We start from the raw sequence: 14,697 nt of genomic DNA on the forward strand, positions 1-14,697 counted from the left end.
CTCATCACTTTGTTTTTGTTCCATCGGAACATTTCATCGGTAGCCCAATAAATAGGGCGTTTTTTTACGTTCCGTAGGAACGTTTGATTTTATAAATAATAATAATTGGTAAAAACAGATACAGATTACATATATAATTTCTCAAACGTCCCAATGGGACGATGTTTCTCACGATGCATTTTTTTTCTACCGATGGGGTGTTCCGATGGAACACAATCTAAAATATCTTAACTTAATGTCATTTTACAAATTACCTTCAAAGGGATTGCTTTTTATTAATGGTTAAAAAATGCATAACAATCCATGCTAATAAATAGGCAGAACCACACATAATGAAGATGATATTGTAACCTGCGGTGATGTTTCCTAAAAGTTTATAATGATCGAGAATCATCCCAATGGCTAACGGAAAAAGGATTCCACCAACAGAACCCGCCATTCCGCCAATACCTACAACGGAACTAATGTCTTTTTTAGGAAAATAATCAGATACAGTCGTAAATATATTAGCACTCCAAGCCTGATGTGCCGCTGCTGCCAAACTAATTAATCCAACTGCAACCCATATATTTTTGGTAAACTGTGCCAGCATAATTGGCAACACACAAAGCGCAATAATAAACATGGTTGTTTTGCGGGCTCTTTGTACATTCCATCCTTTTTTTATGAGATAAGAAGATAAAAATCCGCCGCCAATACTGCCAATCGTAGTTGCGGTATAAACAATTACCAAAGGCAAACTTGGCTTTTTTAAATCGAGATTAAAGGTTTCGGAGAAATAAGAAGGCAACCAGAATAGGAAAAACCACCAAACCGGATCTGTCAATAATTTCCCGAAGATGAAAGCCCAGGTTTGCTTTATTTTGAATAATGCAGTCCATTTTACCGGAACTTCTGTTGCCAAAACAACTTCATTATCACTGTGGATATAATCGAATTCTTCTTTGGATATTTTTTTGTGTCGGGCGGGAGTTTCATAGAACTTCCACCAAAAAATCAACCAGATAAAACCAACCGCTCCCGTAATAACAAAAGCTTCCTGCCAACCGTAAGCGCCCAGAATTGCCGGAACCATAATAGGGGCAACCACAGCGCCAACATTGGCTCCTGAATTGAATATTCCTGTAGCAAGAGCACGTTCTTTTTTAGGAAACCATTCGGCTACGGATTTTATTGCAGCGGGAAAATTTCCTGCTTCTGCAACTCCTAAGCCAACTCGGGCTAAACCAAATCCAAAAGTACTTTTTGCAAATGCATGTGCTACGGCAGCAATACTCCAAAAGAACACAGATACGGAGTATCCCAGTTTTGTTCCTATTTTGTCAATCCATCTCCCAAAACCCATAAGACCAATGGCGTAGGCTGCCGAAAAAGCCATAACGATATTGCTGTAATCTGTTTCTGTCCAGTTGAATTCTTTTTCTAATGTGGGTTTTAATAATCCAATTACCTGTCTGTCGATATAGTTTATGGTTGTACCAAAAAACAATAAGGCAAGAATGCCGTATCGAACTCTTTTTTGTGAAGCTATATTCATTTTAAGAGTTTTTACAAGATTGGATTAAAAGCATCACTTTTGAGATATAATCTGAAGATGCTTCAGAATTGTTTTCCTCAATCAGGTTGGATTTTATGAGTTTACTTCCCATACCTACAGCCGAAACGCCTGCACCAAACCATGATTTTAGATTTTGTCTTTCCGGTTCAACTCCGCCGGTTGGCATAAACAAAAGATCCGGAAAAATGTCTTTTATGGTTTGTATATAAGAAGAACCCACTAAATTACCCGGAAATATCTTAACCAATTTTGCTCCCAATTCCTGCGCCTGATGAATTTCTGTAGGCGTTAAACAACCGGGAATCCATGCTAAATTGTGATCCGAAACTACTTTTGCAACTTCGGGAGAAACAATTGGACTTACGATAAAATCGGCTCCAAGAGCTATAAAATCTTTGGCTTGTTCGGCTGTTTTTATAGTACCAATTCCTAATAGTAAATCAGGCATTTCTTGTTGTGCAGTTGTCTTTAATGCCTTGAAATTTTCCAAGGCATTTTCACCTCGATTTGTATATTCTAAAACTCTAATACCAGATTGATATAAAGCTTTTAATATATTTATACTTAAATCTTTACTTTCATTATAATATAAAGGCAACAAACCCGATTGAGTGATTTGTTGAATAACATTTTCTGTCTTATTCATTTTGCTTTATTAACTGTTCGATTTCTTCGACTTTGGATGTTGTTGCATCTCCTTTTATGAATAATTTTTGATAGGCCGCTCTTGCTGCAAAATCTACTATTTGTTGTGATTCTTTTTGATGTAGGATTCCGTAAATAAGTCCTGCCATAAAACAGTCTCCGGTTCCTACTTTGTCAATGGTATTTGTCGCAAAAAGAGTTTCGCTTTTGTAGATAGCTCCGTTTTGATATAAAGCTGCAAAATACTTTACGCTTTCTCCTTCGCTAAAGCGAAAGGTGTTTGCAACCGTTTTACAATTCGAATATTTTGACAAAATTTCTTCGGAAGTAATTTGGGCTTGCTTCACTAAATCAAGATCATTTTCAGATTCGGTTAATTTTGGATCAATAGCAATTCCCAACATTTTTTCGGCAGACCAGATATTTCCCATAATTACGTGGGCATAACTCGCCAGTTTTGGCATTACTTCTTTAGGATTTAAACCATATTTCCAGAGTTTTTCTCTGTAGTTTAAGTCCAATGAAATTGTTATCCCTTTTTCTGCAGCTGCAATTAAAGCTTCTTCGCAAAGTGCTGCAACATCTGTATTTAAAGCAGGAGCAATTGCGGTAAAATGAAACCAGGAAACGCCTTCAAAAACTTTGTCCCAGTTGATACTTGACGGTTCTAATTCTGAAAAAGAAGAATATTTGCGATCATAAATTACGCTGGCATTCTTAACATCAGCGCCTTGATTAAGATAATAAGTCCCAATTCTTTCTCCGGATTTAATTACGGAAGTTGTATCAACGCCCATTTTATTATAATATTCAAGAATCGTATCTGACAAAAAATAATCGGGCAGGGCAGTACAATACCCAACCGGAACATTCCATTTTGCCAATGCTAACGCAACATTACTCTCGGCACCGCCTATATAAGCCGACATATCTTGCTGCTGAGGGAAATTTTCCCCCATACTGTATCTCAAAAGGATTTCGCCAAAACAAAGAACTTTACCCATGATAAATTAGTCTTCGTTTGATGGTTTTCCTATTGTAGCCAGAATTCCTCCATCGACATAAACAATATGTCCGTTTACGAAATCACTTGCTTTTGAACTCAAAAATATCGCCGCACCTTGCAAATCCTCAGGATCTCCCCAACGACCTGCTGGAGTTCTTCCAATAATAAATTCATTAAATGGGTGTCCGTTTACTCTAATTGGTGCCGTTTGACTTGTCGCAAAATATCCCGGACCAATTCCGTTTGTCTGGATGTTGAATTTTGCCCATTCCGTTGCCATGTTTTTAGTTAGCATTTTTAGTCCTCCTTTTGCAGAAGCGTAAGCACTTACAGAGTCTCTGCCAAGTTCACTCATCATAGAACACATATTGATGATTTTTCCACCTCCTCGGCTGATCATTCCTTTGGCAACATTTTTAGAAACTATAAAAGGTCCTGTTAAGTCTACTTTTATTACCGCTTCAAAATCGGCAACTTCCATTTCTATTATTGGAGTTCTCTTGATGATTCCAGCGTTGTTGATTAAGATATCGATTGGGCCAACTTCGGCTTCGATTTTGTTTATTGCAGCGATTACAGCGGCTTCATCGGTAACATCAAAAATATATCCGTAGGCTTCGATTCCCACAGAATTGTATTCTGCAACAGCATTATTTACTGCTTCTTGTGAAGAGTGATCGTTTACAACAATTTTTGCTCCGGCATGTCCAAGTCCTTTTGCCATTGCCATTCCCAAGCCATGAACTCCGCCCGTAATAAGTGCTGTTTTTCCAGTTAAATCAAATAAGTTAATTGACATTTTTTTCTTTTTTTTTGGTTAATAGTAATCTGATATTTTTATTGAATTGTCTCCTATTGTAGCTCAGTGTGACACAATCCCTTTGTAATCTTAAAGCAAAGCGTAATTCATAAAACTTCAAGTCCCGAGGCTTCGGGATGCGGTAAAATTTTCTTTGTCGAGTTACTTACGAGGCTTCTCCCGAAGCCTCGGGACGCTCAGCCTGACAAGCAGTACATTCTTTTCAAAAAAGACATGACTATGGCTATCAACTACAATTTAATGTGCTGATTAAGTATTTTTATCTAAAGTTTTTATTTATCTATGAGCGAAGCTTTATTCTACTTTTACAACAAGCGGATTCTTCACTTTTTGATAGAAATTATCCAAATAATTGAACCATTGTTTAGCATCAGTAATTTTTCCGGCTTTGTTCCATGCAGCTCCTGTGTAGTACACAATAGGTTCATTATTGGTCACAGTAGCTTTGGCTAATATTTGTGTATTGGTTGCAAACATATTTTTTACAGGCGTCGTTAATATAGATCCAACTCCTGTAGTTCCATCTTCGCCAAATGTTGGTTCCCAATACCCCATAATCCCTTGTTGTTCGTTTAGCGAAATAACTCCGGCTTCGGCTCTTTTGCTTAAACCAACTACAACATCAAGAGATTTTACGCCTTCAAAAGTATAAGTGTTTTCAACTCGATTAAGCTGAGAACCTGCATCAATAGAAATAACTTTTATAGCTTTTACTTTGATTCCGCCTGCATCCCAAGCATCATAAGACAGTTGAAATGTACTTCTTAAAGGACCATTGTCAAACACTTTCCATTGGTGATAATTCGCCGAATAACGAATGCTGTCTTTTACAAATGGTGCCATATTTCCTGCGCCTAAAGTTGGGCCAACATGATAATAATCCATTCCGTCACCAGCATCTACATGATAATTTCCTCGTTTGTAGCGGTCGTTAATCACCATTTTATTGGTTCTTTTTACCCAAACATCAAAACCTGAAGCGTCTTCACTAGTTTTCTCTATGGCTTTTCCATAAGCGCGAAAAGCTATTTGGTCATTTTCCCAGGCAAAGTCATCTTTGCGTTCCGGAACATAACGCGCATAGGTTTTGGTTGCAAAAGTTTCCGGTTTTCCTTTTTGAATTGTTAGTGTAAGCGTTGCTTTTGCTTTAGCATCAACCTGAACCAATAAATTTTGAATTGTAGCATTCCCGCGATGCTCTAACTGAAAAGGAATTTGCTTTTTTGTAGCCTGATTAATCACCACAAAATTGGCAGTATCGATTTGCGGATAACGCGCTAAAATAGTTTCCCATTTTATAGCTACTACTGCTTCTTTGCGTTCCAATGCTGAGTTATTCTGAATTGTAACAGTAGCTTTTGTTTGTGCCAAAATGCTCAATGGTAATAGAAAAGCAAGGCAAATGAAGAGTTTTATAATTTTCATATTCAATTATTTTAAATCGTTAATAGCGCAGTGGTCCATATCTCCATAATCTAAATTTTCACCCGCCATTCCCCAGATAAAAGTATAATTTGAAGTTCCTGCTCCGGAATGAATCGACCAGTTTGGCGAGATTACGGCTTGCTCGTTTTGCATCCAGATATGTCTGGTTTCCTGCGGTTGTCCCATAAAATGGCAAACACTTTGGTTTTGTGGCACTTCAAAATAAAAATAGGCTTCCATGCGTCTGTCGTGCGTGTGTGCTGGCATCGTATTCCAAACACTTCCTGATTTTAATTCTGTCATTCCCATTTGAACCTGACAAGTTTGTACCACACTGTTTACGATTAGTTTGTTGATAATGCGGTGGTTTGCCGTTTCCATTGTTCCTAATTCTACAATTTCGGCGTCAGCTTTTGTTATTTTCTTGGAAGGATAAGTGTGGTGTGCAGGAGCAGAGTTTAGATAGAATTTTGCTGGAGAGTTTGCATCTATAGATTCAAATGCAACTTCTTTTGTGCCTTTTCCTAGATATAAAGCTTCTTTAAAATCCAGTTCAAATTTTTCTCCATCAGCGGTGATAATCCCTTTTCCGCCTACGTTGATTATTCCTAATTCTCTTCTTTCAAGAAAATATTGTGCTTTTAAATCATCAGGATTTGGTAAGCTTATTTTTTGATTGATTGGCATTGCACCGCCAATAATATATCGGTCGTAATGTGATAAAGTTAGTTTTACCTGATCTGCGATAAAAATAGTTTCGATTAAAAAATTCTCTCGTAATTCTTCGGTATTCATTTGTTTTGCTTCTTTTGGACTGACTGCAAAACGACTTTCAAAATTGGTATTCATAATTATTTGGTTTATTGTAATTTCAGTTTTTAGACTGTATTTATATATTAATTTTCATCATTTAATTTTGCCAGATATTCGCTTGGCATACAGCCGTAATGTTGCTTGAATGCCGTAGAGAAATAGGACGGCGAGTTAAAACCACACATATACGTGATTTGTGCAATTGTATAACGTTTGCTTTGCATGAGTTCTACAGCTTTTTTAAATCGGATTCTCTTTATGAAATCCATTGCAGATTCTCCCGTAATGGCTTTTAGTTTCAGATATAAATTAGACCTGCTCATTCCGATTTCTTTACTAAACTGATCGACTGAAAACTCTGAATCTGCCAAATGATCTTCGACAATTTGAATTGCGTGTTTCAGGAATTCTTCGTCTAGCGTATTAAAAGCAATATTCTCCGGAACCATTTCTTTTCCAACAGAATAATACTCTTTTAAGCGTTTACGAGAACGTAACAAGTTTGTAATTTTTGCGGCTAATAATGGTGTCGAAAATGGTTTTGTGATATAATCATCGGCACCCATTTCGAGCCCTTTTAATTGCTGACTGGTTTCATTTCGAGCGGTTAAAAGCATCAACGGAATATGCGATGTATTGATGTTTTGTTTTACTTTTTTACAGAAGTGTAAACCGTCTAATTCCGGCATCATAACGTCGCTGATAATAAGATCAAACGGCTGAACTTCTAAAAGATCCAGCGCCATCTGACCATCAAAAGCCACGGTAACATCATATATTTTGCTGAAATAATCCTGTAAATAATCCAGAATTTCTTTGTTATCGTCTACAATTAAAAGCTTAACTGGCTGATCTCTTTCGATTATTTCATTTTCTTCCGGTAATAAAGAATCGTCTGTTTCAAGTTCATTATCAGAGATAATCGATAAGTCATAAGCAGATTCTTCAACGTGCTGATCGTTTTTATAAACCTGATCTGACATTGGAATCGTTACGGTAAAAATACTTCCTTCCTGCATGGTACTTTCGGCAGTAATTTCGCCATGATGCAATTCGACCAAACGTTTTGTAAAGGCCAATCCAACACCGGAACCCAAATTCATCTCGCGATTATTTACCTGATAGAAACGGTCGAAAACCTTAGACAAATCTTCTTCGCTAATTCCGACACCCGTGTCAGCGACCTTAATTTGTACCATATCATTTTTCTTAATCAGCTCAACGTGAATTGTCTGACCTGCTTTGGTATATTTAAAAGCATTTGATAAAAGATTGAATAGAATTTTTTCCATTGCATCTTTATCAAAATAAAATAACAATTGTGGTTCTTCTGAATGATACGTATAATGAATGCTGTTTTTCTCTGAAAGCGGCTTAAACGATTCAAAAATTTCCTGTGTAAAACTTACAATATCGCCTTTGCCCACTTTAAGTTGTCGGGTTCCCATTTCGGTTTTTCTAAACTCAAATAATTGGTCAACTAAGTTGTAAAGTCTTTTGGCATTAATGAACATTAATTCGTGTTTCTTTTTGGATATCTTATCCGCAAAGGGCATTTTTAATAATTCTTCTAATGGTGCTAAAATCAAGGTCAAAGGTGTTCTTAGTTCATGTGATACATTAGTAAAAAAGTCCATTTTTACCTGATTGATATAACTCACACGTTCTTTGTCAATTCGCTCCAGTTTTAATTGCTGAACGGCATTTATTCTTTCTTTTATAATTTTAAAACCAATATATGCCGCTGTACCAATGATTGTAAGCAATAATAGAGAAAACCATATTGTTTTGTACCAAGGTGCAAGAATGATAATTTTCAGGCTTCGAACAGCGCTCATTTCACCATTTGGACCAATGGCTTTGATCTGGAAATTGTATTTTCCGGCTGGTAAATTACTGTAACTAACTTTCAATTCGTCCGTTCGCTGCCAGTCTTTGTCGATTCCTTCTAATTGATAATAGTAATGTGTTCTATTGGAAGAAATGTAATTGAATGTATTAAAAAAGATGCTGAATTGTTTGTATTCCGGACCAATTTCCAATTCACTGGTTTGATCGATATGTTCTTCGAGAATGTCTGTTTCATCAGCAACGGCGACGTTTTTATTTAAAACTTCTAAAGCTGTAAAACTCAATTTTAGCGGAAGCGGACGTTGTTTTACCATCGAAGGATAGAAATAAGAAACCCCTTTGATTCCGCCAAAAAGTAGCATTCCGTCTTTTGCTTTATAGAAAGAATAATCGTTGAATTGCTTGTTTTGTAAACCGTCACTTTCGTCAAAAGTCTGAACAGAACCTTTGTCAGGATTAAATTTGATTAAGCCACTGTTGGTCGAGATCCATAGGTTTCCATCGTCATCAGGAAGTATTCCGTAGATGGTTTCTTTAACGAAATCTTTTCTGGCACTAAAACTAATAAAGGATTCCTGTGTTTCGTCATACAATCGCAAACCTTCTCTGGTACCAATCCAGATTCTTTGCTTTTGATCTTCGGTAACACAATTTACAATATCATCACTTTGTTTTCCATGTCCAATGTTTCCAAATAACATTGTATCGGGATAAAAAAGCGTTACTCCGTTTGTGGTTCCAATCCAGATACGATGTCTGCTGTCTTCAAAAAGAAACGTAATATCATCAGATGTAGGACGTTTTCCGGCTTTGTCTAAATGAATATGTGTAAAAGATTTTGTTTCCGGATGAAACTGATCTAAACCAGATCTTGTTCCTACCCAAATGCGGCCTTTTGAATCTTTTAATAAGCTGTAAACTAAATCTCCTGCAATTGTATTTGGATTGTTTTCGTCGTGGCGAAAGCGTTGTGCAGAGCCTGTATTTGGATTCAGTAAATTCAATCCGCCGTTATGAGTTCCTATTAAAACATTTCCGTTATCGTCAAATTCAATGGCTTTTATATTGTTCGAACTTAAACTGTTTGGGTTGTTTTCGCTATTCGAATAATAACTAATTGTATTGGCATTTTTGTTCCAATAATTCACGCCTTTGTCATTACTTCCAATCCAGAAATTGCCTTTTGCATCTTGTTTAATAACGCCAATTACTTCGTCATTCAAGGATGGTTTTCCCGAGTTTTGACTTAAAAGATTGAACTTAATATCGTTTTTATGGTAGTAATTTAAACCTCCATAATACGTTCCCAACCAGATTCCGTTTTGTTTGTCTTTAAAAAAACAACGAACCGAATTTTGACTAATCGTATAAGGTTGAGATATTTGATGGTAATAATTTGTGAATGAATTTTGGCTCGGATTAAAAATAGAAAGCCCTCTAAAAGTTCCCATCCAGATATTTCCTTCTGTGTCTTTTCCAACACATCTGATATTATTGTCGGCAATACTATTGTTTCCGGCGCTGTGAAGTAGGGAAGTCGTCTGTCCGTTTTCAGGATTGTATTGAATTACTCCTTCGCCTTCGGTGGCAACCCATAATTTTTTCCCGTCTACATAAACATCATTGATATAAGGTCTTTTTGCACCTAAATTAATTTTTATCAGTTGATGATTTTTGGCTTGCAATTTAAAAAGACCGACATCTGTACCCAGGATTATTTGCTTTTGCCAAAGTCCTATATAAGCGATTTTTTTAATCTCGTGTGAAGAAGCGCTAAACCTGATTGCTGTAAAATTTTGACTTTCGGGAGAAAGAACAAATACTTCGCCCGTAATCGAGGTTGCCCAGATTTTATGCGTGCTGTCTTCGGTTATCGATGAAATATACCATTCGCCAATACTACGCGGAAGCTGATAATTTGTAAAACTGTCTGTATTGTAATTGTAAACGCTGATTCCCTGATTGCCGCCAACCCATAATTGTCCTTTATGATCGGTAAACAAGCTTCGAATGTAATAGGATTGCAAACTGTTTTTGACATTTTTGATTGGTCGATAAACTTTGAAACCCTTGCTGTCGTAGCGATTTAGTCCGTCCTGGGTTCCAATCCAGATAAAACCAAGTGTGTCTTGCTGAATGGCAAAAACGGAACTTTGGGACAAGCCTTTATCGACCGAAATAGTACGAAAATAACGGTCTTGTACTTGTCCCTGGCTTTTTATTGTAAAAAAGACGGTTAACAAAAGTGCTATTATTGCAATCTTTTTTCTCATGTTTATTCTTGTTTTTCATCCTGCAAGGTTTTCTAAACCTTGCAGGTATTACAATCGTACTTTTTTCGTTTTTCAATTTTCTGAAATTAGACTTGCTTTTCTTTGTCTTGAAATCTATACCTACAAGGTTTTGAAAACCTTGCAGGAGAGAAATCCTATTTAAAAGCAAAATCAGCTCTAATTTAAATAAAAACTAAACATCTTTTTTGGTTTAATTTTTATCGTATTTCGCAACATCCGGCAATTCGTCGATTGCTTCTTGTTTGTTCACTTTTGAACCGTTCATTTCTAATAGTACAGAGCTTCCGACAATTTTAGGTGAATATGTTTTTCCTTCAAATTTAATTGGCAGATTTCCATAGCTAAACAACGATTTGGCAGTTTTACCATTGATTTGTAATCCCGCAGGTTTTTCACCGTCTAATTGTGCTTGAATATTCCAATCTCCAACCTGAAAATGTGATAAACCATTGTTATCTAAGATCGTTTTAATGACTTCTGTTTTACTGTCTTTAATTTGAATTATGGTCAAATATCTGAATTTTTGTTTTGCTTCAGAAGTGATTCCGGCGTGCCATTGATCTTTAAAATCTTTGATCTGACCTTCGTCATTAGTAACTTTGTTCCAGTTTACAGCAGCTTCATAAAATTTATTGTGTACAGCCATTTTCAGCGGACTATTGGCAAAAACACTTGCATTTACATTTCCTAAATCTGTTTTTACAATGAAGTTTTGTTGTTTGGCATTTGCCGAATTTTCTCCTTCAATTGTATAATACGGACAATGAAATTGAGTCGTCCATTTTACTGGAGTTTTAGCTTCTAATTCGTCGTATAGAATAATATACCCGCCTTCTAATTGCAACATGTGTCTGCGGTATAAAGTTACGCCAGATTCTCCATAACCATTTGCTTTGCTTGGTACAACATTGATTTGTTTGAATCTGTCTAACCAGAATTCACTTTTAATTTCTCCATAAGCATTACTAGCATCTCCTAAAGCATACTGAATACGTTGTCCCGAAATGGCTCTCGGAATCCATCCGTAACCTTCTTCGCCAAGTTTCTGATTTAAACTATCAGCTAAAATCGTGTTGTAAGCTTTTGAAGTTCTATAGTATAAAAGATTGTGTTTGTCGCTAAAGTTGCTGTAATATCCTGTTCCGCCAAAGATCACTTTTCCTTTGTAATTAATGGTAAAAGCATTTTGAGAAGCGTGTCCGTGTCCGGAAGATCCAAACGGACTGCTGAACAGATAACTGCTTAGGGTTTTATCGGCTTTAGCCAAATCTTCATGCATGGCGACTACACCAACATCGCCAAATTTGCGTGTTTTAGGCAGGTTTTCAGGCGAAGTTGTGGGTAAATTTCTGTTTGGTTTATAGTTTAATAATCTAAAGAATAAGAAATCATCTGTACCGTGATAATAGCTTGGGTAATCTCTTTTTATTTCGCCAACATACCAGTTTAAGTACGGATTATTTATTCTGTAAGTAAGTGCATCTGCAAACCAGGCTTCGCCTTTTACGATATACGGAATATTCTCCCACATGTCCCCAATTGCGGTACTTGCAGCGCCACTTGGATGTGTGTACATCATATAATACGGAAGGTTTTCCATCCAGGGTAATTTGAAATAATCGACTCCGCTAAAATCACCAAACATTTGAGATAAGTAAACAATCGACTTAAAGTTAACTCTGAAATAGCCATTTCCTTCGTGCCAGCCACCGTCTGTGGTACCTAAAACCGGGAATCGTGCTGACCAAACTTCGTACATATACGTAAGCCATTCTTTTGCCTCAGGAACATCATTAATTACGGCTACTGTTGCGATTGCAAGGTTTCGCAATGTGATTTGCCAAACGTGATTATCACTTACGTGGAGTTCAAAACGATTTGGTAAGTGATTGTAAACTCTTTTGGCTCGAATAGTAATGATGTTTTTGAATTGTTCTTTTTCCTCAGGAGTTAAAAACTCATATCCCGCATCATAAAACCAACCTAATGCTTCGAGTACGGCGCCGCTTGTAAAATCGTCGCCTGTGGCTAATCCGTCAGGATTCATGTTAGCGATATTTAAAGCTCTGCGTTTTGCATCGAGGATAAAACGTTTGTCTTTTGTAAGTTGATAGGCGATACAAAGATTGCGAACCGGATTTCCGACAGCATCACCAAAACCGTGATACATTCTCTCGATAATGATCTTTTTCTCTAGTTTGTTTTTGCCTGTTGTATCAATTACTCGTTGTGGTTTTTCTGTTGGAAGTGGGGCTTCCATTAGCTTTTCTGCGAAAGCAATAAATTTTTTAGCTTCGGGATTATCCAGATTATTGCGATAAAAATCTTCACCAATACGGTTCATATCCCACAAAAGCGGATGTGAGCCTTCGTTTCTTTTTAAAACGGCACTTATTGGCGGTGAAACTTTTTGACCGGCATATTTTGCATCAACCACAAAATCGTAAACAGATGACCATGTCCATTGGCTGCTTCCTTTTAAAGCGTAAGCATATTTCCAATACCATTTTCCGACTTTTAATGCCTGATGTAACGGATAAACCGCCCAACGCTGTTCTGGGCTGGTAAGCAAATCTTTAGTAAAACTTTTGTCGCTTGCCAACATTATTTTATATCGGACATTGCCAATATTTGGATCTTCGGGAACTTCGCTGCCGCTTTCCATTGGTTTAACCATTTCCTTACCATTTGTTGCTGGCCAAAGCAGGGCAGGAGCATTGGTTGGAACCGTTATTCCGTTTACCGGATAAGGCCATTCACGAACTCTTGAATGTAGTTTTTCTGCCGTCAGCTTTATAGTTGCCGATTGTTGTTGGCTGAAAACAGACAAGCTTATAATGGTGAATACTAACGTGAATATTTTTTTATTGATCATGATATTTTTTCTTTTATGCGAATTATAATCCTGAATTGAATCTGTCTCCGTTGTTTTTACACCATTGTTTTAAATAACGACGCATGGCTAGTAATTCTTTTTTGTATGTTTTGTTTATCGCCAGATTGATTATTTCGCCAGGATCTGTAGTTAAATTGAAAAGCTGTTCTTTTAATTCGCCTTTGTTGTAAACAATGTATTTATAATCTTTTGTGATTACGGCACGTCCGCTAATGTTTAGGAGTTCTTCGTTATCGGCAAAATCAGTTTCGATCACTAATGTATCTCGCAGTTTTTCGGTTGGATTTTCTATTTTTTTGCTGATGTCAATTCCTCTTAAATAAGAAGGTTTTGGAACTCCCGTAAAACCACAAATCGTTGGGATAATATCGGTGCCGTTGCAAACTAATAAATCATCTGTTCTTGGTTTCCATTCGCCAATTTTCGAAATAATAAAAGGAATTTTAGCTGATTCTTCGTATAATATTTGCTTCTGATTCCAGCTGTGTCCTGCATAACCGTCTCCGTGATCTGCTGTAAAAATGATAATGGTGTTTTTCTCGATGTTGTACTTTTGTAAAGAAGCAAGAACCATTTCGATATAACTGTCTACTTTTTCTACCAATCGGTTGTACGCCCAGCGGTATTGTCGCCATTGATCCCGATTCCAGTTTACCGTTGGATACGTTCTAAAACTTACTTTTTGCTGATCGCGAACAATTTTTGGTTCATTGTCTGGAATTTTCCAGTTGGCTGGTAATTGAGGACATTGATCTGCGGGAGGTGCTTTTTCTAAAACATCCATTTTTAGATCTTCGTCACGTGCCCATTCGCAAATATCATGTGGATTCAAAAAGGAAGCTACGAGTAAAAATGGTGTGTTTTTATTTTCTTTAATAAATCTGGCACAGAAAGAAGGTGTTGCCGCATCATTATAATCCTGAAAATTGGTGTTTTCGATGTATTCAAAACCATGCTGGTTTTTCTTTGTGGTAGGAACGGGAAGATGCCATTTGCCTACATAACCGGTTTTGTATCCTCCGTTTTGGAAAATTTTTCCCATCATTAATAAATCTTCCGGCCATTGTCCGTCTTTTTCGGGAGCGTTACCTATAAATCCTGTTTGGAAAGGCATTTTTCCGCTCATTATGGCAGAACGTGACGGAGAACATAATGGCTGAGCACAATAAGCTTTTGTAAAACGTACTCCGTTTTGTGCCAGTTTGTCCATTGCGGGCGTGTGCAAATCAGTGTTTCCGGCAATGCTCATTGCATCAGCGGTTTGCTGATCGGTCATGATGATTAGAATATTAGGACGCGCAGTGGTTTGTGCGTTACTTAATACCGGAATATTTAGTACTCCTAATAGACATAGAATTATTATGTTTTTTTGAAACATCATATCTACCT

General features: G+C 37.0%; 9 protein-coding genes. All 9 read right to left on the reverse strand.

The annotated features are described in order from the left end of the window. Positions 1 to 256: 256 nt before the first annotated feature. Positions 257 to 1,537, reverse strand: a complete 1,281-nt coding sequence (locus CHB81_RS10110; protein ID WP_089351776.1) for an MFS transporter — start codon at positions 1,535 to 1,537, stop codon at positions 257 to 259. A 1-nt stretch (position 1,538) separates the two neighbouring features. Continuing rightward, positions 1,539 to 2,204: a bifunctional 4-hydroxy-2-oxoglutarate aldolase/2-dehydro-3-deoxy-phosphogluconate aldolase gene (locus CHB81_RS10115; protein ID WP_089351777.1), complete on the reverse strand. Its 666-nt coding sequence runs from the start codon at positions 2,202 to 2,204 to the stop codon at positions 1,539 to 1,541. Continuing rightward, positions 2,197 to 3,207, reverse strand: coding sequence for a sugar kinase (locus CHB81_RS10120; protein WP_089351778.1), 1,011 nt, complete (start codon positions 3,205 to 3,207; stop codon positions 2,197 to 2,199). Before CHB81_RS10120 ends, CHB81_RS10115 begins: the two co-directional genes overlap by 8 nt. Before the next feature lie 6 nt (positions 3,208 to 3,213). After that, positions 3,214 to 4,008: a gluconate 5-dehydrogenase gene (locus CHB81_RS10125; RefSeq protein WP_089351779.1), complete on the reverse strand. Its 795-nt coding sequence runs from the start codon at positions 4,006 to 4,008 to the stop codon at positions 3,214 to 3,216. Positions 4,009 to 4,323: 315 nt separating this feature from the next. Further along, positions 4,324 to 5,454 (reverse strand): DUF4861 family protein, encoded by a 1,131-nt coding sequence (locus CHB81_RS10130; protein ID WP_176427514.1) that lies wholly within the window; start codon positions 5,452 to 5,454, stop codon positions 4,324 to 4,326. Between the two features lie 6 nt (positions 5,455 to 5,460). Next, entirely contained in the window at positions 5,461 to 6,303 is an 843-nt protein-coding gene (gene kduI / locus CHB81_RS10135) for a 5-dehydro-4-deoxy-D-glucuronate isomerase (RefSeq protein ID WP_089351780.1), read from the reverse strand. 47 nt (positions 6,304 to 6,350) lie between these two features. Continuing rightward, a complete protein-coding gene (locus tag CHB81_RS10140) occupies positions 6,351 to 10,391 on the reverse strand; it encodes a hybrid sensor histidine kinase/response regulator transcription factor (protein ID WP_089351781.1) in 4,041 nt (1,346 codons plus the stop codon). Between the two features lie 211 nt (positions 10,392 to 10,602). Beyond that, on the reverse strand, positions 10,603 to 13,287 hold the full coding sequence (locus tag CHB81_RS10145) for a DUF4962 domain-containing protein (RefSeq protein WP_089351782.1): 2,685 nt from the start codon (positions 13,285 to 13,287) through the stop codon (positions 10,603 to 10,605). A 22-nt stretch (positions 13,288 to 13,309) separates the two neighbouring features. Further along, on the reverse strand, positions 13,310 to 14,689 hold the full coding sequence (locus CHB81_RS10150; protein WP_089351783.1) for a sulfatase: 1,380 nt from the start codon (positions 14,687 to 14,689) through the stop codon (positions 13,310 to 13,312). Between the last annotated feature and the right edge of the window lie 8 nt (positions 14,690 to 14,697).

The organism is Flavobacterium sp. ov086, assembly GCF_900187965.1.
GTDB lineage: Bacteria > Bacteroidota > Bacteroidia > Flavobacteriales > Flavobacteriaceae > Flavobacterium.

Bases quoted from the DNA above. Each gene is read 5' to 3' on its own strand.
- CHB81_RS10110 (WP_089351776.1), bottom strand. From the start codon at position 1,537: ATGAATATAGCTTCACAAAAAAGAGTTCGATACGGCATTCTTGCCTTA.
- CHB81_RS10115 (WP_089351777.1), bottom strand. From the start codon at position 2,204: ATGAATAAGACAGAAAATGTTATTCAACAAATCACTCAATCGGGTTTG.
- CHB81_RS10120 (WP_089351778.1), bottom strand. From the start codon at position 3,207: ATGGGTAAAGTTCTTTGTTTTGGCGAAATCCTTTTGAGATACAGTATG.
- CHB81_RS10125 (WP_089351779.1), bottom strand. From the start codon at position 4,008: ATGTCAATTAACTTATTTGATTTAACTGGAAAAACAGCACTTATTACG.
- CHB81_RS10130 (WP_176427514.1), bottom strand. From the start codon at position 5,454: ATGAAAATTATAAAACTCTTCATTTGCCTTGCTTTTCTATTACCATTG.
- kduI (WP_089351780.1), bottom strand. From the start codon at position 6,303: ATGAATACCAATTTTGAAAGTCGTTTTGCAGTCAGTCCAAAAGAAGCA.
- CHB81_RS10140 (WP_089351781.1), bottom strand. From the start codon at position 10,391: ATGAGAAAAAAGATTGCAATAATAGCACTTTTGTTAACCGTCTTTTTT.
- CHB81_RS10145 (WP_089351782.1), bottom strand. From the start codon at position 13,287: ATGATCAATAAAAAAATATTCACGTTAGTATTCACCATTATAAGCTTG.
- CHB81_RS10150 (WP_089351783.1), bottom strand. From the start codon at position 14,689: ATGATGTTTCAAAAAAACATAATAATTCTATGTCTATTAGGAGTACTA.